Genomic DNA, 19,179 nt, shown 5'->3' on the forward strand with positions numbered 1-19,179 from the left:
TGATCAGCTCGCGGGCGGCACCAGGCGGTAGCCGACTCCCCGCACGGTCTGGATGATCTCGGGGTGGTGCGGGTCGTCGCCGAGGCGCTCCCGCAGGCGCCGAATGTGAACGGTGATGGTGTTGGAACGGCGGGCACCCTCGCCCCACAGCTCCGCACGAATCCGGTCACGCGTGATGACCTTCTCGGCGTTCAGCATAAGCAGGTGCAGCAGCTGGAACTCACGCAGCGGCAGCCGCGCGGTGGGCACCCCGTGCATCCGCACCTCGTACGTGCTGGGGTCCAGCGTCAGCGGCCCGCAGACCAGCGGCTGGTCCCAGCCGCGGTTCCCCCGGTCGGCCAGGCTGAGCAACTGTGCCACCTCGCGCGGCCGGTAGGGGCGCGCCACACAGGCGCTCGCGCCGGCGGCGAGCGCCGGGCCGACCTGCGCGGTGTCGTCCGGGCCGACGCCCAGCACCACCGGGATGGACAGCCGCCGCCGCACCAGGCGCAGCACGGTCGCGCCGTCGATGACGGGCAGGTCGGCCGAGACGAGCAGCACATCGGGCTTGCGCAGCCCGGCCTCCAGCAGGGCGGCGGCGCCGTCCCCGCAATGCACCACCGACACCTGATACTTGGCGAGCTGGGCGGTCAGCCCCTGCCGGATGCGCTCGTCGGCGTCCGCGAGCAGCACCACGGGGTTCGACCCGAGCGGTATCCGCGCCTGCCCGGGCACCTCCGGGTCGGTCGCCGGGAGCATGCCGTCGTCCACGTCGTCGTCCATTCCGCCACCCGGGAAAGGTCGTCTCGGCTGCGTCGTGCTCAACCAGGCGCCCATGGCGCTCTCCCTCGCTGTCGATGTCGGCAGTGAAGAACGCGGTGCGGTCTTCAGGCCCGGGCCGTGGCGGTGCGCGTGCCGCGTCGGGCCGTGTTGAAAGTCGTCAGGGCGGTGACCATGCTCCGGCTCCCGGGAAGCGTGAATGCGGTGTCCGACTGGGACGTTCACCATGTAACGAGCCGTGGGTAGCGGGTTGTACGGCGTTCGGTGAACCCCCGATGAACAACGGCGTTCTCTCAGGTTTTGACCACGAAAGCCCGCCGTAAGGGGGCGCGCCCCCAAGGGGCGCGGGGCTGTGACATCGTGCGGCTCCGCCGCGTGGGCGCGACCAGCCAGTGACGGCCCGCACGTTGGCGACCGAAGCGAGGCGCTCACCGCATCGCGACCGGCCGGATCGGGGCCACGGTTCGCGCCCCGTCAGGGGCGCGGGGAACTGCGCGATCAACCCCAGACGGCCCGCACTTTCCTGACCCAGGCCGTAACCCCAACCGCCACACCCGCGGAGCGCATAGCATTCGGGGCACAAGCCGAAGCAGGGGCAGTGGTGTGGGAATCGAAGGCGAACAGCTCGTATTCGACTATCTGAGCCGGGTCGGCGATCTGGCGCACGGCACCAGCATGTCCGCGGCGGAGCGGGCGTCTCTGGTGAACAAGCTGCGGGACGAGATCGGCCGGCAGCGGGCGGCGGCGGGCGGCGCCGAGAGCCGTGCGTCGGTGCGGCGGATCCTGGGGAAGATGGGGCGGCCCGAGGACGTGGTGGCCGCTGCCGCCGGGAATCCCGCGCGGCCGGCCGAGCCGGCGCCCATGCCGCGCCCCCGGCCGGCGGAACGGCCCGTGGAGCGACCGGCGGAGCGCCAGGCGGAACGGCCCGTGGCGGCCCCGCCCCCGGCCGGGCCCGAAGTGCCGCTGGCCGGACCGGCGTTGACGGACGACGACGACACGTTCTGGCCGGACGGCCGGATCGGGCGGTTCGTCGGTGGCATCGAGGTGCCCGCGATGCTGCGGCCCCCCACCGGGCCGAGCGAGGCCGAGGCCGACGCGGAGGCCGGGGAGGAAGGAGAAGAGGAAGAGGCACCCGTCGAGGCCGCCCCGGCGAAGGCGCCCGCGCGGCGGACCCGCGTCCTGAAGTCCGCGCTGAGCGGCAAGCGCGTCGGCGGCCCGGTCGAACTGGCGGGCGTCGCCCTGCTGTTGGCGGGCACCGTCGTGGGCTCGATCTATGTGCTGGGGCTGGGCTGGCTGCTCGCCTACTGGTCGCCCCGGCTCAGCCGCCGCCAGGCGCAGTGGGCGACGTTCGGCATGCCGAGCCTGGTGGGCGGCGGCTATCTGCTGTGGCTGCTCGGCCGGGCGGGCGGCTACTGGGGCGCGACGCTCGAAGAGGGCGACGCCGAGGCCGCGTTCGCCGACCACTGGCCCTGGCTGGTGCGGGGCGCGGCCCTGGCCAGCGCGGCGTTCCTGCTGTACCGGGCCCGCCGGCCCCGGCCCCCGGCCGGGGAGTGACCCGACCGCGCCACCGCGGCGGGCCCGCGTTCATCGGGCCCGTCGTCTCGTTCACTCGCGCCGGGCGGCGGTCAGGCGGTCGAGGCGGCCGGCCTTCACCTCACCGAGCAGCGCGGCGAGCCGGGCCGCGCTGGTCAGCACGGCGGACCGCGGCGCGTCGGACTCCCGTAACAGGACCCCCGCGCCGCACCGGGCCAGCTCCACGCAGTTCTCCCCGCCGCCCCCGGAGTAGGAGGAGCGCTGCCACCGGACGGGGCGCAGCACGGTCGCGCCGAGCGGTGCGGGCATCGTCGCCTCTCACAGTTCTCTCGCGATGTGGTGAACGAGCTGCCGGGACTCCTCCGCGTCGAGCGAGACCTTGCGGGCGCGGGCGAAGAACGAGCGGTACGCGAGGAGGTCGGCCTCGGCGTCCAGGAACACGCCGCCGATGGCCGTGTCGATCTGGATGGTGTCGAGCTGCGGCACCACGCCGGTCGTGTAGAAGACGGGCTGCACGGCCTCGAAGAAGTCCTCGTTGGTGAACGGGACCACGCGCACCGTCACGTTCGGCCGCTCGGAGGCCGCCATGAGGTAGTCGAGCTGTCGGCGCATGACCGCCCGGCCGCCGAACCGCATGCGCAGCGCCGCCTCGTGGATGAAGACATCGAACGGCGGCGGGTCGTCCCGCTCCAGGACAACCTTTCGCCGCATGCGGAACTCGGTGCGGGTGTCGATCTCCTCTGGGGGCAGCTCCGGCAGCGCGCCGCGGAAGAGCGCGCGGGCGTAGTCCTCGATCTGGAGCAGGCCCGGCATGGTCACGGTCTGCATGATCTGCATGGCCACGAGATGGTGTTCCAGCTCCGCCACATTGAGCGCGCCCGGTGTAAGGATGCCACGGTACTCGTCCCACCAAAATTGCCCGCGATGCTCTCGCGCGATCGCGCAGAGGGCGTCCAACAGGGCTTGGTCGGAACAGGAGTAGAAGGTTGCCAGCTTCCTGATGCGCTCCTCGCTGACGCCGATCCGGCCCGACTCTATGTGGCTGATCTTCCCCTGGTCGGTGCCGAGCATCCCCGCGGCTTCCCGGGCCGTTCTGCCGGCGCGCTCCCGCAGTTTTCTCAACTCCGCGCCCAGGCGCGCTTGTCGGGCGGTCGGATTCTCCCTCGGCGGCATCGCGTATTCGGTCCTTCCATCGGCTGGTCCCCGAGTCTGCCGCGCGCTCACCCCCTGAGTCCACTCGCCTACACACGCACGCAATCGCACATATGCCACGGTGCAAGGTTGCCCCGCGGGCGCGCCGCTCCTTTGTGTGGAGTTCAACGTGGCGTCGCGCGACGTCCCGTGCGCCCCGCGCCCCCCTGCCGGTACCGTTGGTCGGATGACCGGCACCAGCCCCCGCACCCTCGCCGACGAGCTGCGCTCCCGCTCCGACGCGGAGCTGGCCGGGCTGCTGCGCACCCGGGCCGACCTGCTCTCGCCGCTGCCCGGCGACCTCTCGCAGCTCGCCACCCGCGCCGGGACGCGGACCTCCGTCCTGCGCGCCCTGGAGCGGCTGGATACGTTCACCCTCCAGACCGCCGAGGCGCTGGCCGTCGCCCCCCAGCCCTGCCCGTTCCCCGTGCTGGCCGGGCTGCTGCCCGGCGGCGAGCACCGGCTGCCCGAGGCGGTCGCCGGCCTGCGCGCCCGCGCCCTGCTGTGGGGGAAGCCGGAGTCCCTGCGGCTGGTGCGCACCGCGCGCGAACTCCTCGCCCCGGCCGCCGCCCGGGCCAGCGGCACCGGCCTCGGCCCCACGCTCGCCGAGACGGCCGCGGGCATCTCCCCCAGCCGCATGCAGGACCTGCTCACCCGGGCCGGGCTGCCGCCCACCCACGACCCGGTGAGCGCGCTGAACGCCCTGACCGCGCTGTTCGCCGACGCGCCCCGGCTGGCCGCCCTGCTCGACGAGGCGCCCAAGGCGGCGCGCGACGTGCTGGACCGGCTCACCTGGGGCCCGCCCTACGGCGAGGTGACGGCCCAGCCCGGCCCGCATGTGCGCTGGCTGCTGGACCGCGGCCTGCTGATGCCCACCGCGCCGGGCACCGTTGTCCTGCCGCGCGAGGTCGCGCTGCACCTGCGCGGCGGCCGGGCGCACCGCGAGCTGCGCCCGGATCCGCCCGAGCTGACTGTGGCCGCGCGGTTCGACGCGCCGACCGTGGACGCCGCCGCGGCGGGCGCGGCCTACACGGCGCTGACCCGCGTCGAGGAGCTGCTGACCGCCTGGGAGAACGAGACGCCCACCGTGCTGCGCTCCGGCGGGCTCGCGGTGCGCGACCTCAAGCGGCTGGCCGTCACCCTGGACGTGCCCGAGCCCGAGGCCGCGTTCTGGCTCGAACTCGCCTACGCCGCCGGCCTGCTGGCCTCGGACGGCGCGGCCGACGAGCGGTTCGCGCCGACCCCGGAGTACGACGCCTGGCTGGGCCGGCCGCCCGCGCTGCGCTGGCTGCGGCTGGCCACCGCGTGGCTGGCCACCACCCGCGTTCCCGGCCTGGTCGGCACCCGCGACGGCAAGGGCCGGCTGCTGGCCGCGCTCGGTCCCGGCCTGGACCGGGGACCGGCCGCCGAACTGCGGCTGCGCACGCTGCGGCTGCTGGCCACGCTGCCACCGGGCCACGCCCCCGGGCCCGCCGCCGTCCAGGCCCGCCTGGACTGGGAGCTGCCGCGCCGCCTGCCCGCCCAGCCGCGCGCCGAGTTGTGCGCGGCGGCGCTCGCCGAGGCCGAGCGCCTCGGCGTCACCGGGCGCGGCGCGCCGGCCTCGTACGCCCGGCCGCTGCTGACCGAGCCGCCCGGTTCCGCGGAGGCGGCCGGGCTGCTGGCGCCGCTGCTGCCGGAGCCGCTGGACCACTTCCTCGTCCAGGCCGATCTGACCGCCGTCGCCCCCGGGCCGCTGGAGCGGGAGCTGCGGGCGGCCATGGCGCTGGCCGCCGACATCGAGTCGCGGGGCGCCGCCACCGTCTACCGATTCACGCCCGAGTCGGTGCGCCGCGCCCTGGACGCCGGCTGGACCGCCGCCGAGCTGCACGACTTCCTCGCCGCCCGGTCCCGGACGCCCGTTCCGCAGCCGCTCAGCTACCTGGTGGACGACGTGGCCCGGCGGCACGGCCGGCTGCGCGTCGGCGCCGCGGGCAGCTATCTGCGCTGCGACGACGAGGCGCTGCTCACCCAGGTGCTGGCCGACCGCCGCGCCGAGAGCCTGCGGCTGCGCCGCCTCGCGCCGACCGTGCTCGTCTCCGACTCACCGCCGGGCATCCTGCTGGAGCGGCTGCGGGAGTTCGGCCTCGCGCCCGCCGCCGAGGGCGCCGAGGGCGCGGTGGTCACGCTGCGCCCCGAGCCGCACCGCACCCCGCTGCGCACGGCGCCCGAGCCGGCCCCGGACACCCCGCCCACCGCCGACGACGGGCTGCTGGCCGCCGCGGTGCGCGCCATCCGCGCCGGCGACCACGCGGCGGGCGCCGGCCCGCGCGCGCCGGGGGCGCGCGTGCAGCAGCCGGCCGGGCCGCCGCCGCGCACCCCGGCCGCCGCCACGCTCACCACCCTTCAGGCGGCGGCCCGTTCCGGCTCGCCGGTGTGGATCGGCTACGTCGGCGCGGACGGCGTCGCGACCCAGCGGGTCCTCGCGCCGGTCCGCGTCGAGGGCGGCTTCGTCACCGCGTTCGACCACACGGCGGACGAGGTGCGGACGTATCCCCTGCACCGGATCACGGGCGCGGCGGAGCTGTCGGAGTAGGCGAAGCTGTCGGAGTTCCGGGAGCTGTCGGAGTAGGGGGAGGCACCCACATGATCACCATTCCGCGCGAACTGGCCGACGCGCACGCCCAGTACAACGGCGACGCCGGCCGGGCCTGGATCGCGGCCCTGCCCGGGCTGGCCGAGCGCATGCTGGACCGGTGGGGCCTGCGCCCGGCCGGCCCGGTCCGCAGCGGCGTGGTCGCGCTCGTCCTGCCGGTGACCGACGCGGACGGGCGGCGGGCGGCGTTGAAGCTCCAGCCGGCGGACGACGAGACCGGCGGCGAGCCGCTGGCGCTGCGCGCCTGGAACGGGAACGGCGCGGTGCGGCTCCTCGCGCACGACCCGGACTCCGGCTCGCTCCTGCTGGAGGCGCTGGACCCCGACCACTCCCTGGACGGCATCCCGGACACCCTCACCGCCCTCCGCCCGCTGACCGAACTGCTCGGCCGCCTGTCCGCGACCCCGCCGCCCCCCGGTCTGCGCCACCTGCGGGACATGGCGCACCGGATGGTGGCGCGGACCCCCGACGCCCTGCCCCGCCTCGCCCGCGACGACGAACGCCGCCTGCTGGCGGACTGCGCCGCGGCCACCCGCGAACTGCTGACGGAACCGGGCGAGGCGCTGCTGCACTGGGACCTGCACTACCAGAACGTCCTGGCCCCGCTCCCCGGCACCGAGCGCGGCGAGCCCTGGCTGGCGATCGACCCCAAGCCCCTGGTCGGCGACGTGGGCTTCGAACTGCTGCCCGCCATCCACAACCGCTTCGACCCCGACGAGACGCTGCGCCGCTTCGACCTGATGACGGGGATCCTGTCCCTGGACCGCGCCCGCGCCAAGGGCTGGACCCTGGCCCGCGTCCTCCAGAACTGCCTCTGGTCCCTCACCGACGGCGACTCGGCCCTGCCCCCCGTCCAGAAATCCGTCGCCGAGGCGCTGCTCACCCAGCTCAGTTGAGTTCGAGCACGTCACGGACCCGCATCTCGACGGCGCGCAGTTCGGCGGGAGCCAGCAGGCCCATCAGCCGACGCAGCCTCGGCTTGCCCACCGTGTGCAGCTCGGTGCAGTTGACGTACGACTCGGCGTACTTCTTCAGCCCGCTCTCGGGTCCCACCGGCACGTGAGTCTCCTGCGGTCCCGGTGTTCCCATGATCAGGACGACGGTGACTCCCGCGAGCCGACGCGAGATCCGGTTCGCGGTGAGGACCACAGCGGGGTGCGGGCCGATCTGCGCGGGGAACGCGCAGGCCCACACCTGGCCTCGCAGCGGCGGCAGGCTGGTGGGCGGCCTCACCACTCGGCCTGGTCGGCCGCCGCCAGGTCGGCCTCCGTCACCAGCGCGTCCGTCACCGGGAGCGGGGGCTCGGCGTCGGCGTAGAACTCCGCGATGCGCTGCGCGGCCTGGATCTGACGGGCCTCCCGGTGCAGGAGCCGGATCGCCTCGCGCAGCGCCTGCGAGGTGGTTTCGAGGCCCAGCATCTGCATGGTCTCCCGCAGATCCGCCCAGTCCTGAGCGGACAACCTGACCTGTGCCGGTGCAGTGCCGGCCGTCTCCGCCGGGTGTCCCACGTCCCGCCTCCCGCGTCGCGTCTTACAGCCGCAATACAGCATAGCCCGGCCGGGAAGGCGAGCGAGCCGAACCGGGCCGCCGTGTTCCGCGTCAACCCGGAAACGCCCCGCTCACCGGTACGGCGGACGTATCGTCGTCATCAAGACTGCGGACCGCGCACACGTCCACACTCGGAGCCATGGGAGCAGTGATGACCGCCGAACGGCAGGAACAGGCCACAGCGGAGAACTGGATGTTCCCGCCGGAGGACGGCTGGACCTACCACCAGGTCAGGGACCTGGAGCTGCCCTTCGACTGGGAACTTGTGGACGGAATGATCGTGCCCCGAGGCATGACGAAGCTGTGGCACAACAGTGTGCGGGATGGATTCCTCGTCAATCTGCGTCAGGCACGTCGCGATCCATACGCCGTGGTCAGTGAACAGTGCGTCCTGGTCGACGAGCAGAACCCCCCCAAACCAGACGTGGTCGTCTTCGACAAGACGGGCCTGACGTACTTCGATCTCGAATGCGTCCCCGTGGCCGCGGTGTCCCTCATCATCGAGGTGGTCTCGCCCGGCTCCCGGCAGGACGACCGGGTTCGCAAGCCCGCCCTGTACGCCCAGGCCAAGGTGCCCTACTACTGGCGCGTCGAACGCGAGCGCGACGACCAGATCGCGGTGCACGAGTTCTGGTACCACGCGAGGCTGAAGGAGTACGCCCCGCCGCCCGAGAACTGGCTTCACCGCGACAAGCTGGTCACGGAGAAGCCGTTCCCCGTGGAGATCGATCTCCGGGCCCTGACCGATTTCTGAGCGCATCCGGCAGACTGGAGTCTTGGCCAGATTCCGGCGGGCGGCGACAGGAGAGACGCGAGCGTGAGTGGGCCCCTCATCGTGCAGAGCGACAAGACGCTGCTGCTGGAAGTCGATCACGAGCAGGCGGAGGACTGCCGGCGGGCCATCGCGCCGTTCGCCGAGCTGGAGCGGGCGCCGGAGCACATCCACACCTACCGGGTGACGCCGCTCGGCCTGTGGAACGCGCGGGCCGCCGGGCATGACGCCGAGCAGGTCGTGGACGCCCTCGTGACGTACTCGCGCTACCCGGTGCCGCAGGCCCTGCTCGTCGACGTCGCCGAGACCATGGCCCGTTACGGACGGCTCACCCTCGTCAAGCACCCGGCGCACGGCCTGGTGCTCCAGGCCACCGACCGCATGGTGCTGGAGGAGGTGCTGCGGTCCAAGCGGATCAAGCCGCTGGTCGGCGCGCGCATCGACCCCGACACCGTCATCGTGCATCCCTCCGAGCGCGGCCAGATCAAGCAGTCGCTGCTCAAGCTGGGCTGGCCGGCCGAGGACCTGGCCGGCTATGTGGACGGCGAGGCGCACCCCATCGACCTGCGGCAGGAGGGCTGGCACCTGCGCCCGTACCAGGAGCAGGCGGTGGCCGGTTTCTGGCACGGCGGCTCGGGCGTCGTCGTGCTGCCCTGCGGCGCGGGCAAGACGCTGGTCGGCGCGGGCGCCATGGCCACCGCGCGGTCGACCACGCTGATCCTGGTCACCAACACCGTCTCGGCCCGGCAGTGGAAGTCGGAGCTGGTGCGCCGCACCTCGCTGACCGAGGACGAGATCGGCGAGTACAGCGGCACCCGCAAGGAGATCCGCCCGGTCACCATCGCCACCTACCAGGTGCTGACCACGCGGCGGAAGGGGATCTACCCGCACCTGGAGCTGTTCGACTCCCGGGACTGGGGCCTGATCATCTACGACGAGGTGCATCTGCTGCCCGCGCCGGTCTTCAAGTTCACCGCCGATCTCCAGGCCCGCCGCCGGCTCGGCCTGACCGCGACGCTGGTCCGGGAGGACGGCCGCGAGTCGGACGTGTTCTCACTCATCGGCCCCAAGCGCTTCGACGCGCCCTGGAAGGAGATCGAGGCGCAGGGCTACATCGCGCCCGCCGACTGCGTGGAGGTGCGCGTCGACCTCACCGAGTCCGAGCGGCTGGCGTACGCGATGGCCGAGCCGGAGGAGCGGTACCGGTTCTGCGCCACCACCGACTCCAAGCGCCGCGTCACCGAGGCACTGGTCCGCCGCCACGAGGGCGAGCAGACGCTGGTCATCGGCCAGTACATCGACCAGCTCGACGAGCTCGGCCGACAGCTCGGCGCGCCCGTGATCAAGGGCGAGACGAGCAACGCGCAGCGGGAGAAGCTGTTCGACGCCTTCCGCGCCGGGGAGCTGTCCGTCCTGGTGGTCTCCAAGGTGGCGAACTTCTCCATCGACCTCCCGGAGGCGACCGTCGCCATCCAGGTGTCGGGCACGTTCGGCTCGCGCCAGGAGGAGGCGCAGCGGCTCGGCCGCGTCCTGCGGCCGAAGGCGGACGGACACGAGGCCCGGTTCTACTCGGTGGTCGCGCGGGACACGATCGACCAGGAGTTCGCCGCGCACCGGCAGCGTTTCCTGGCCGAGCAGGGCTACGCCTACCGGATCGTGGACGCGGGCGAACTGCTCGCGGCGGGCGAGGAGATGGACGACGCGTAACGCGGCGCCTCCTCCTCCACCCGGCCCAGCACGACCACCTCGAACGCGGCGCTCGCCATGACGCCGACCGCGCGCAGCGCGGTCCCCAGCAGATGCACGGTGCCGGCCACGGCGGAGGTGTGGGTGGAGCTGACGCCGGCCGGGTGAACAGTCGCGGTACTCATGCCTCCAGGCTGCCTCCGCCCACCCCCACCCGGCATCGGCCCCCGGACCGATCACGGCCCCTCCGCCCCTCCGCCCTGCGGGCGAGAACCCCCTAGGGAAACGGGCCACCCGGATCAGGGTTGGCGCGACGCACGGGCGGTAAGCATTCCGGCACGCGGGGGCGTGAGCGGAGGGGGAGCGATGCGCAATCTGGCACGGGTGCCGTTGGACGGCGGGGGCGCGATCCTCTTCGAGGCGGACCCCGACCTCACGGGACCGGTGAAGGCCGGCCGCGTCGGGGAGGCCGTGCGCGATCTGCCGCACACGCTGCGCGGCGCGCTGGCCCCGGTGCGGGACACGGCGCGCACGGTGCTGGAGCAGCTGCGGGAGGCCGGCCCGGACGAGGTCGAGGTGGAGTTCGGGGTGGACTTGTCGGCGGAGGCCGGAGTCGTCGTCACCAAGAGCCAGGCCGCGGTTCACCTGAAGGTGCGCGTGCTGTGGCGGAGCGGCGAGCCGACGACCGGGGACGCCGGCTGACACTTCCGAGGGGGGCGGAGATGGACGGAGCTGACGGCCGTTCGCCGCTGGCGGCGGCCACGGTCCAGGTCATCGGCCGGGACGGCGGGGTGGCCGGGGCGGGGTTTCTGGCCGCCGGAGGCGTCGTGTTGACGTGCGCGCATGTGGTGCGCGCGGCCGGGATCGGCCCCGGCGGTGAACTGACGCTCGCCTTCCCGGGGTTACCGGGTGCGCCGCGCCTGCCGGGCACGGTGCTGGCGGAGGGCTGGCGGTCGCGGGACGCGGAAGATGTCGCGGTGGTGCGGCTGGCCGGGGCGCCGCCGGGGGTCGCGCCCCTGGCGCTGGGTGCGGCGCGCGGGTGCCGGGGCCACCGGGTGGCGTCGTTCGGCTTCCCCGCCCAGGCCCCGCCCGGTGGGCACTTCGGCTACGGGGAGGCCGGCGACCTGCTCGGCGGGGACGGCCTCCTCCAGTTGTCCCGGGCCAACGACCTGACGACCGGCTTCAGCGGCGGCGCGGTCGTGGACGAGGTGACCGGCCTGGTGATCGGGATGGTGACGTCGATCGCCGCACCGGACCCGCATCTGAAGGGCCAGGACATCGCGTACGCGACCCCGGCGGAGGTGCTGCGGGAGGTCTGGCCCGAGCTGACCGAGCGGCGGGTGACTCCGTACCGGGGCCTGGAGCCGTTCACGGCCGAGCACGCCGAGTGGTTCAACGGCCGGGCGGCGGCGGTGGAGAAGGTGCTGACCGGGCTGGACGGACAGGGCCGGGTGCTGCTGCTGGGCCCCTCGGGCTCGGGCAAGTCGTCGCTGATCCAGGCGGGCGTGCTGCCGAAGCTGGCCGGGGGACGGCTGCCGGGCGGCGACCGGTGGCTGCCGGTGCTGGCCCGCCCCGGGCGGGATCTGCCCGCGGAACTGGCGCGCGCCGGGCTGCCCGGCGCCGCGACCGACGGCGTCGTCGCGGCGGCGGAACGCCGACTGGCGGCCGAACCCGGCCGCCGGCGCGTGCTGTTGGTCATCGACCAGTTGGAGGAGCTGCTCACCCAGCCGGACGCCGCCGCGGTGGCCTGGGCCGCGGACCAGCTCGCGGCGGCGATCCGCGCCCGGTCCGTGCTGCGCGTCGTCATGGTGCTGCGCGACGACTTCTATCCCCGGCTCGCGGCCCTGGCTCCGGAGTTGCTGGAGGCCGCGGAGCCGGGCGTGGTCCATGTCCCGGCACTGCTGACCGCGGACGAGCTGCGCGACATCATCGTGCGGCCCGCACACGCGGCGGGCGCCCGTTTCGAGGACGGTCTGGCGGAACGGATCATCGCCGATCTCATGGCGGAACGGCAGACGCCGGTGACCGTGCTGCCGCTGCTTGAGGTAACCCTGACCCAGCTCTGGGAGGACCGCCGCGACGGCCGTCTCACGCACGCCACCTACCACCGCAACGGCGCGGTCACCGGCGCGCTGAACGCCTGGTGCGACACCGCCCTGGCGGACCTGCCCGCCGCGCACCGGCCCCTCGCCCAGCGCACCCTGACCGCGCTGGTGCGCCCGGCGGACGAGGCCCAGGCCATTCCCGCCACCCGCCGTCAGGTCCCCCTCGACGACCTGCGGGCACTGGCCGGCGAGGGGCCGTTCGACGAGGTGCTGGCCGCGCTGGCCCGCCACCGGATCGTCATCACCCGCGCCGGCCGGGACGGAGGCCCGCCGACCGCCGAGCTGATGCACGACGCCCTCATCCGCGACTGGCACGAGCTGCGCGACTGGATCGCCGCCGACCACCAGTTCCAGGCGTGGCTGCTGCGCGCGGGCGACCGGCACGCGAACTGGCAGCGCAGCGGCCTGCCCGGCGACCTGCTGGACGGCACCGACCTCGACGCGGGCCTGGCCTGGTCGCGGCAGCGCGGCCTGCCCGACGCGATCGCCGCGTTCGTGGCCGCGAGCCACCAGCGGCAACGGGCGGCGGCTCGCCGCACCCGGCGGCTCAACGCGGTGCTGGCCTGCCTGCTGGTGCTGGCCCTCGCGGCGGCCGGGCTGGCGTTCTGGCAGCAGGAGCGGGCCGTCTCCGCCCGCCAGGACGCCGAGGCGGAACGGGAGATCGCCCAGTCCCGGGAGCTCGCCGCCCAGTCGGCGGCGCTGCTGGAGACCGACCCCGACCTCGCCTCACTGCTGGCCGTCCAGGCGTATCGGACGCACCCCACCGAGGAGGCGATCGAGAGCCTCTACACGGCGGCCGGCCTGCCCCTCCGCGCCATCTGGGACGACCCCATCGCGAGCACGGAGTCGGTGGCGTTCAGCCCGGACGGCACCTTGCTGGCCACCGGGGACTGGGAGGGCGAAGTCCGGGTGTTCGACGCCGCGACCGGGGAGTCGGGGCGCGCCTTCGGCGAGGGCGGCCGGATCTACCAGATCGCGTTCAGCCCGGACGGCACCACGCTCGCCGCGGCGGACTACGACAAGGTGCGGCTGTTGGACGTCGACACCGGCGAGGAACGCAGCCCCCTGGAGGGCGAGGAGTTCGCCGACGTGTACGCCGTCGCGTTCAGCCCGGACGGCAGCACGCTCGCCGGGGCCGGCCCGGACGGAACGGTACGCCTGTGGGAGCCGGCCACCGGCGACATCCGCCGTACCCTCGGCCACGGCACGGTCCTGCACTCGGTGGCGTACAGCCCCGACGGCACCGTCCTCGTCACCGGCGACGCCGAGGGGACGGTCAGCCTGTGGGACGCGGCGACCGGCACCTTGTCCGGCACGCTCACGGGCCATACCGGCACGGTGAACGCGGTGGCGTTCAGCCCGGACGGCAGCGTGCTGGCCACCGCCGGGGACGACGGGGCCGTACGGCTGTGGGACCTCGGCGCCGGTGCGCCCTCGGACACCCTCTTCGGCGAGGGCGGCCCCGTGACGTGGGTGGCGTTCAGCCCGGACGGCAGCACACTCGCCACCAGCCACCGCGACCGGTTCGTGCGTCTGTGGGACGTCGGCACGGGCAACGTGCGACAGGTCCTGCCCCACGGAGAGAGTTCGGCGACGTTCAGCCCCGACGGCACCACGCTCGCCGCCGGCGGCCCCGAGGAGACACTGCGGTTGTGGAACGTCGCCGGCGGGAGCACTGTTCTGACCGGCCACAGCGAAAACGTGCAGTCGGTGGCGTTCAGCCCCGACGGCGCCCTCCTGGCCACCGGCAGCGATGACAGCACGGTGCGATTGTGGGACCCCGCGACCGGCGAGGCCCGCGAGACCCTGACCTCTCCGGATCCGGGCGCCATCACGGAGATCGCGTTCAGCCCGGACGGAACCACCCTCGCCGCCGGAGGGATGGACGGCCTGGTGCGGTTGTGGGACACCGGGACGGGTGAGATCCGCGGCACCCTCTCCGCCGACACCGACGCGGTGTCCGCGCTGGCCTACAGCCCCGACGGCAGCACCCTCGCGACCGCCGGCCGGGACGGGGTGAAGCTGTGGGACACCGCGACCGGTGACACCCGCGACGTTCTCACCGACGAGGGCGACGGCGGTGGGGTCCGTTCGCTGGCGTTCAGCCCGGACGGCACCACCCTCGCGACCGGCGGCTGGGACGGGGTGAAGCTGTGGGAGATCACGACCGGTGAAGTGGCCGACACCCTGGCCGGAATGAACTCGCTCTACTGGGTCGCGTTCAGCCCGGACGGCACCACCCTGGCCGTCGTCGAGCAGGATCTCCCCGGCAGCAGCGGCCTCGGCGGGGACGCGACCCTGCGGCTGTGGGACCTCGCGTCGGGCGAGACGAGGGACATCCACAACAGCGGCACCCAGCGGGTGAGCAGAGCGGCCTTCAGTCCCGATGGCCACACCCTGGCCACCGTCGGCTCGGACGGCCCGGTACGGCTGTGGGACGTCCGGACACTGGAACTGCGCGACACCCTCATCGGCCACACCGATCTCGTGACCTCGCTGGCGTACAGCCCCGACGGCACCTTCCTGGCCACCGCCGGCTGGGACTTGACCGTCCGGCTGTGGCGCGAGATGGCCCTCCCCGCCCCGGAGGAGGCGATCACCCACATCTGTGGTGTCCTCGGCCGGGATCTGACCTCGGCCGAACGAGCCGCCTACCTGCCGGACCAGTCGGCCGAGCCGGTCTGCGGCGGGTGACGCCACCACCGCTCCGGACCTGCGCGCGGCCGTCCTCCGGGATCACACCGCGGAGTCCAGACGTTCCCGCTGCTCCGCGGTCAGCTCAAGCGACACCCCCGCGATCGCCTCGTCCAGTTGCCCGACCGAGCTGACGCCGATGATCGGCGTGGTGGCCGGGGTCCCGGTCAGCCATGCCAACACCACCTGGTTGCGGTTCGTGCCGGTCTCGGTGGCTATCTCGTCGAGCGCCGCGAGGCGGCGGGTGGTGCCGGGGTGGTCGTACTCCGCCGGCAGGGGCTTGTCCGCGCGGGTGTAGCGGCCGCTCAACAGCGGTGTGTACGCCCACAGTTCCATGTCGGGGTGGTGCTCCAGGTAGTGGCTCACCTCGTCGGTGACCGCGCCGAACCGGTGGGCCACGGTGGGGCGGGTCCCGGGGAGCGGTTGCAGGTACGTGTGGTGCTGCTGCACCGCGGTGAAGCCGGTCCGGCCGTGGGTCGCCGCGATCTGCCGGGCCCGTTCGATCTGCCAGACCGGGTAGTTGGAGCAGCCGAGGCGGCCGGCTGTGCCCGCGGACACCAGCTCGTCGAAGGCGGCGACCGTCTCCTCCAGCGGTGTGGCCGGATCGGGCATGTGGGCCCAGAACAGCTCCACATGGTCGGTGCCGAGGCGGCGGAGACTGCCCTCGATCCCCTTCTTGATGACCCCGGCCGCCAGGCCCTCGGCCTTCTCCGGGAATCGCCCGGCCTCGGTGGGCTCGCAGCCGACCTTGGTGCTGAGCTTGACGCGGTCACGGACGCCCGGCCGGCTCGCCAGCCAGCGCCCGAGCAACGCCTCGCTCTGCCCGCCGAAGCCGGTCGGGTCTTCCCAGAACGCGTAGCAGTTGGCGGTGTCGATCCAGACGCCTCCGGCGTCCACGAAACGGTCCAGGATCTCAAACGACCGCTGTTCGTCCGTAGCCGTGCCGAACAGCATGGCTCCCAGAACCAGGTTGTCAATCATGTCCCTCACGGTAGGCGGATTCGGATCGGCGGTACGCTCCAATCCTGTGGCTGTTTCCCAGACCAATCTCGCGTGGGCGACGCTGCTCGACCTCGGCCCGCCGGAACGCGGCCGGCGCCGCCTGAACGATCGCCTGGCTCACGCGCTGCGCACCGCGATCCGCGACGGCCGGCTGGCGGAGGGCGCCGCCGTGCCGCCGAGCCGGGCGCTCGCCGAGGAACTCGGCTGTTCCCGCTGGGTCGTGACGGAGGCGTACGGCCAACTCATCGCCGAGGGCTACCTCGCCGCCCGGGTCGGTTCCGCCACGCGTGTGTCATGGTCACCGGAGACGCCGCAGCCGCAGCCGCACGCCCCGAGCGCACCCGCGCGGCCCTCGATCCGGTACGACCTCGCGCCCGGCCTGCCCGATCTGCGCGCCTTCCCGCGCCGCCGCTGGGCGGACGCCGTGCGGGCGGTCACCGGCTCGGCCGTCCACTACGACCTCGGCCTGCCCGACCCCGCCGGGCACGCGGTGCTGCGCGGCACCGTCGCCCAGTACCTGCGGCGCTCGCGCGGCGCGGACGCGGGCGCCGCGTCCGTGTCCGTGTGCGCGGGCGTCACCGACGGCCTGGTGCGCACGTGCCGGGCGCTGCGCGCCCGGGGGATCGCCGACCTGGGGACGGAAGACCCGGGCTGGGGGCGGCTGCGGGACGCCGCGACGAGCGCCGGCCTGCGTGTGCACCCGGTGCCCGTGGACCACGACGGCCTCCGCGTCGACGACCTCGCGCGAACGCCCGCCCGGGCCGTCGTCGTCAGCGCGGCCCACCAGTTCCCCACCGGCACCGTGCTGTCCCCGGCCCGCCGGGCAGGACTGGTGCGCTGGGCCCGCGAGGTGGACGGCTTCGTCATCGAGGACGACTACGACGCCGAGTTCCGCTACGACCGGCACCCGGTCGCCGTCATGCAGGGCATGGATTCGAGCCGCGTCTTCCTCCTCGGCTCGGTCAGCAAGACGCTGTCGCCGGCCCTCGGCCTGGGCTGGCTGGTCGCGTCACCCGCGCTGATCCCGGCGCTCCGGGCGGCCAATCCCGTCGCCGCCGCGCCACCCGTGCTGGACCAGCTCGCGCTGGCCACCTTCATCGACCGCGGCTGGTACGACGCCCATCTGCGCGCGGCGCGGCGGCGGTTCCGCTCCCGCCGCGACCTGCTGGTACGGACGCTGGGCGCCCAGGTGCCGGAGGGCCGGGTCGCCGGCACCGCCGCCGGGCTGCACATCCTGCTCCACCTGCCGGACGGCACCGACACCCGCGGCACGGTCCGGGCCGCGGCCGCCACCGGGCTGCGGCTCGTGGACCTCGACGACTACCGCGCGCATGGGCCGGGTGAACGCGCGCTCGTCCTCGGCTACGGCAACATCACCGACACCGAGATCCCCCCGGCCGTCGCGCTCCTCCGCAAGGCGTTGCGCTCGGAGCGCTAACGGAGCGGCGGCCAGCGCCGCAGGCGCCAGCGTGCGTCGATGCGGCGGCCGGCCCACAGCGTGGTCCGGGGCTTGAGCGTCAGCGTCTCCCCCGAGGCGAACACCAGCCGCTTGCCGCCGCCGGGCAACGCGACCATGTCCAGAACGGGAAAGACCTGGCCGCCGATCATGATCTGGTCCCCGCGCAGCACCGATCCCGCGTGTATCTCCACCGAAACGACCACCTCGGACACCCGCGTCACCGCCCCTCGAGATGCGCGCGGATCCGCTCGTTCAACTCGGCGAGCTGCGCGGTCAGATCCTCGATGACCACCTCCGGAGGCGGCGGCACCTCCTCGGGCCGGTCCTCCTCCTCCGGCTCGATCACCGTCCCGGTCACCGCAGCCCCTCCCGCAGCGCGGCGGCCAGCCGCCGGGCGGTCTCCACGTTGCAGCGCCCCAACTCCACCAGCGTGTACGTGCACACATCCGGAGCCGTCACCGCGTCCAGCCCCAGCGAGGGCAACGTGATCCCCCGGGCCGCGAGCGCCTCGCGCAACTCCCGCAACGCCAACTCGACGGCACTTGGCCTGTGTTCGGTCATCGGTCGCCACCATCCTTCCTTCGTGTCTTTGTGTGACGAAGTGCTCACAGCCTGACGCCTGGACGGCTACGGTGACAGCCTCTGAAAGACGCAACAGCACTGGCACGGAGGTGTGGTGAGCTGTGGTCAACAAGAAACCGCTCGATCCCAAGGAGTCGCCCGCCGCGTTCTGCGGTGCGCAGATGCGCGCCAAACGCGAGGAGGCCGGGCTGACGCTGGATGTCCTGGGCATGCGGGTGTTCACCGGGCCCAGCTACTTGGCCCAGCTTGAACGCGCGGAGCGGAAGCTCCAGCCCGACCTGGGCCGCCTGCTGGACAAGGAGTTCAATACCGGCACCTTCTTCCACGACCTGGCGTGGGCGATCAAACGGGCGTCGCGGCACGCCGAGTACTTCGCGCAGGTGGCGGAGCTGGAGAAGGTGGCCGAGTCCATCCTTGAGTACTCGTCCGTCGTCGTCCCCGGCATGATGCAGACGGAAGGCTACGCCCGGGCGGTCATCGAAGCAGCAAACCCCTTCGGCCCGGCGGACCGGGTGAACGAGCTGGTCAGCGCCCGCATGGAGCGCGCCCACCGGTTCCGGGAGACGGGCAGGCCCTGGTACTGGGCGGTGCTGCCCGAGGCCGTCATCCGTTCCCAGTTCGGCGGCCCGGCCGTAATGCGCGAGCAACTGCTGCATCTGGCCACGGCGATGCAGGAGCAGCGGGCCATGATCCAGATCTTTCCGCTGGCCTCGCCGGTCCCCTCTCCGCTGACGGAGACGCTCCGGATCATGGACTTCCCCGATGCCCCACCGATCGTCTACTTCGAGACCTCATACGCGGGGACGCTCATCGACGATCCGACGATAATCGCCAAACAGCGCCGCGCCTACGATTGGCAGCGGGCCGCCGCGCTCTCGCCGGACGCGTCGCTCGACCTGATCGAATCGGTAGCGAAGGACCTCAACGAGCCATGACCCCAGACTTGAGCGCCGCCACCTGGCGCACCTCCAGCTACAGCAACGGCGACGGCGGCAACTGCGTCGAGGTCGCCGACGGCGTTCCCGGAGTCATCCCCGTCCGCGACACCAAGAATCGATCCGCAGCAGCACTCTTGATCCCCACCACCGCCTGGACTCCGTTCATCGAGGCCACGAAGAACGGAACATTCCCCGCGCATTGAGCAGCGCTCAACGCGCATCTGCTCTCTGCCGTGCGCCCCCCACGCCTCGGTACCGTCACGTGAGTACGCAGGTCA

General features: G+C 73.4%; 20 protein-coding genes. 10 read left to right on the plus strand and 10 right to left on the minus strand.

The window, feature by feature from the left end; all coding sequences use genetic code 11:
* Positions 1 to 3: 3 nt before the first annotated feature.
* Positions 4 to 762: a response regulator transcription factor gene (locus RM590_RS11645; RefSeq protein ID WP_311704395.1), complete on the minus strand. Its 759-nt coding sequence runs from the start codon at positions 760 to 762 to the stop codon at positions 4 to 6.
* Positions 763 to 1,362: 600 nt separating this feature from the next.
* On the opposite strand from RM590_RS11645, the gene RM590_RS11650 reads away from it, so the two are divergent.
* Positions 1,363 to 2,313: a hypothetical protein gene (locus RM590_RS11650; protein ID WP_311704396.1), complete on the plus strand. Its 951-nt coding sequence runs from the start codon at positions 1,363 to 1,365 to the stop codon at positions 2,311 to 2,313.
* Between the two features lie 51 nt (positions 2,314 to 2,364).
* Here the strand turns inward: RM590_RS11650 and RM590_RS11655 are convergent, their stop codons facing one another.
* Together RM590_RS11655 and RM590_RS11660 are read right to left on the minus strand one after the other, a co-directional pair.
* Complete coding sequence (locus RM590_RS11655; RefSeq protein ID WP_311704397.1) at positions 2,365 to 2,601, minus strand: DUF397 domain-containing protein; 237 nt, start codon at positions 2,599 to 2,601, stop codon at positions 2,365 to 2,367.
* Positions 2,602 to 2,610: 9 nt separating this feature from the next.
* Positions 2,611 to 3,465, minus strand: a complete 855-nt coding sequence (locus RM590_RS11660) for a helix-turn-helix domain-containing protein (RefSeq protein ID WP_311704398.1) — start codon at positions 3,463 to 3,465, stop codon at positions 2,611 to 2,613.
* Between the two features lie 205 nt (positions 3,466 to 3,670).
* Here RM590_RS11660 and RM590_RS11665 point away from each other — a divergent pair, with 205 nt between their 5' ends.
* The gene (locus tag RM590_RS11665; RefSeq protein WP_311704399.1) at positions 3,671 to 6,055 is read left to right on the plus strand and encodes a helicase-associated domain-containing protein; all 2,385 of its coding nucleotides are present in this window, start codon (positions 3,671 to 3,673) and stop codon (positions 6,053 to 6,055) included.
* 50 nt (positions 6,056 to 6,105) lie between these two features.
* Positions 6,106 to 7,011: an aminoglycoside phosphotransferase family protein gene (locus tag RM590_RS11670; protein WP_311704400.1), complete on the plus strand. Its 906-nt coding sequence runs from the start codon at positions 6,106 to 6,108 to the stop codon at positions 7,009 to 7,011.
* Here RM590_RS11670 and RM590_RS11675 read toward each other — a convergent pair.
* Together RM590_RS11675 and RM590_RS11680 are read right to left on the minus strand one after the other, a co-directional pair.
* Positions 7,004 to 7,348: a type II toxin-antitoxin system PemK/MazF family toxin gene (locus RM590_RS11675; protein WP_311704401.1), complete on the minus strand. Its 345-nt coding sequence runs from the start codon at positions 7,346 to 7,348 to the stop codon at positions 7,004 to 7,006. The two genes, RM590_RS11670 and RM590_RS11675, sit on opposite strands and share 8 nt — an antisense overlap.
* Positions 7,345 to 7,623, minus strand: coding sequence for a hypothetical protein (locus RM590_RS11680; RefSeq protein WP_311704402.1), 279 nt, complete (start codon positions 7,621 to 7,623; stop codon positions 7,345 to 7,347). Before RM590_RS11680 ends, RM590_RS11675 begins: the two co-directional genes overlap by 4 nt.
* A gap of 179 nt (positions 7,624 to 7,802) precedes the next feature.
* Between RM590_RS11680 and RM590_RS11685 the strand changes: the two genes are divergently transcribed.
* Together RM590_RS11685 and RM590_RS11690 are read left to right on the plus strand one after the other, a co-directional pair.
* The gene (locus RM590_RS11685) at positions 7,803 to 8,417 is read left to right on the plus strand and encodes a Uma2 family endonuclease (RefSeq protein WP_311704403.1); all 615 of its coding nucleotides are present in this window, start codon (positions 7,803 to 7,805) and stop codon (positions 8,415 to 8,417) included.
* Positions 8,418 to 8,480: 63 nt separating this feature from the next.
* Positions 8,481 to 10,142: a DNA repair helicase XPB gene (locus RM590_RS11690; protein WP_311704404.1), complete on the plus strand. Its 1,662-nt coding sequence runs from the start codon at positions 8,481 to 8,483 to the stop codon at positions 10,140 to 10,142.
* Here the strand turns inward: RM590_RS11690 and RM590_RS11695 are convergent.
* Positions 10,082 to 10,306: a hypothetical protein gene (locus RM590_RS11695; RefSeq protein WP_311704405.1), complete on the minus strand. Its 225-nt coding sequence runs from the start codon at positions 10,304 to 10,306 to the stop codon at positions 10,082 to 10,084. The genes RM590_RS11690 and RM590_RS11695 overlap by 61 nt on opposite strands.
* Before the next feature lie 181 nt (positions 10,307 to 10,487).
* On the opposite strand from RM590_RS11695, the gene RM590_RS11700 reads away from it, so the two are divergent.
* Both RM590_RS11700 and RM590_RS11705 read left to right on the plus strand, forming a co-directional pair.
* Complete coding sequence (locus RM590_RS11700) at positions 10,488 to 10,823, plus strand: CU044_2847 family protein (protein WP_311704406.1); 336 nt, start codon at positions 10,488 to 10,490, stop codon at positions 10,821 to 10,823.
* 20 nt (positions 10,824 to 10,843) lie between these two features.
* Positions 10,844 to 14,920 carry an nSTAND1 domain-containing NTPase gene (locus RM590_RS11705; RefSeq protein WP_311704407.1) on the plus strand — a complete coding sequence of 1,359 codons (4,077 nt, stop codon included), beginning with the start codon at positions 10,844 to 10,846 and terminating at the stop codon, positions 14,918 to 14,920.
* A 42-nt stretch (positions 14,921 to 14,962) separates the two neighbouring features.
* On the opposite strand, the gene RM590_RS11710 is transcribed toward RM590_RS11705, so the two are convergent.
* The gene (locus RM590_RS11710; RefSeq protein WP_311704408.1) at positions 14,963 to 15,901 is read right to left on the minus strand and encodes an aldo/keto reductase; all 939 of its coding nucleotides are present in this window, start codon (positions 15,899 to 15,901) and stop codon (positions 14,963 to 14,965) included.
* Positions 15,902 to 15,947: 46 nt separating this feature from the next.
* On the opposite strand from RM590_RS11710, the gene pdxR reads away from it, so the two are divergent.
* A complete protein-coding gene (gene pdxR / locus RM590_RS11715; protein WP_311704409.1) occupies positions 15,948 to 17,360 on the plus strand; it encodes a MocR-like pyridoxine biosynthesis transcription factor PdxR in 1,413 nt (470 codons plus the stop codon).
* Here pdxR and RM590_RS11720 read toward each other — a convergent pair.
* From RM590_RS11720 to RM590_RS11730, 3 genes are read right to left on the minus strand one after another with little or no spacing between them, the layout of a single operon-like run.
* Positions 17,357 to 17,572, minus strand: a complete 216-nt coding sequence (locus tag RM590_RS11720; protein WP_311704410.1) for a hypothetical protein — start codon at positions 17,570 to 17,572, stop codon at positions 17,357 to 17,359. The two genes, pdxR and RM590_RS11720, sit on opposite strands and share 4 nt — an antisense overlap.
* 26 nt (positions 17,573 to 17,598) lie before the next feature.
* Positions 17,599 to 17,739, minus strand: coding sequence for a hypothetical protein (locus RM590_RS11725; protein WP_311704411.1), 141 nt, complete (start codon positions 17,737 to 17,739; stop codon positions 17,599 to 17,601).
* Positions 17,736 to 17,942 (minus strand): hypothetical protein, encoded by a 207-nt coding sequence (locus tag RM590_RS11730; RefSeq protein WP_311704412.1) that lies wholly within the window; start codon positions 17,940 to 17,942, stop codon positions 17,736 to 17,738. Before RM590_RS11730 ends, RM590_RS11725 begins: the two co-directional genes overlap by 4 nt.
* A gap of 122 nt (positions 17,943 to 18,064) precedes the next feature.
* Between RM590_RS11730 and RM590_RS11735 the strand changes: the two genes are divergently transcribed.
* Complete coding sequence (locus RM590_RS11735; RefSeq protein ID WP_311704413.1) at positions 18,065 to 18,898, plus strand: helix-turn-helix domain-containing protein; 834 nt, start codon at positions 18,065 to 18,067, stop codon at positions 18,896 to 18,898.
* Positions 18,895 to 19,104 carry a DUF397 domain-containing protein gene (locus RM590_RS11740; RefSeq protein WP_311704414.1) on the plus strand — a complete coding sequence of 70 codons (210 nt, stop codon included), beginning with the start codon at positions 18,895 to 18,897 and terminating at the stop codon, positions 19,102 to 19,104. Before RM590_RS11735 ends, RM590_RS11740 begins: the two co-directional genes overlap by 4 nt.
* Positions 19,105 to 19,179 lie beyond the last annotated feature (75 nt).

The sequence above is a fragment of the Streptomyces litchfieldiae genome (assembly GCF_031845365.1).
Classification (GTDB): Bacteria; Actinomycetota; Actinomycetes; order Streptomycetales; family Streptomycetaceae; genus Streptomyces; species Streptomyces litchfieldiae.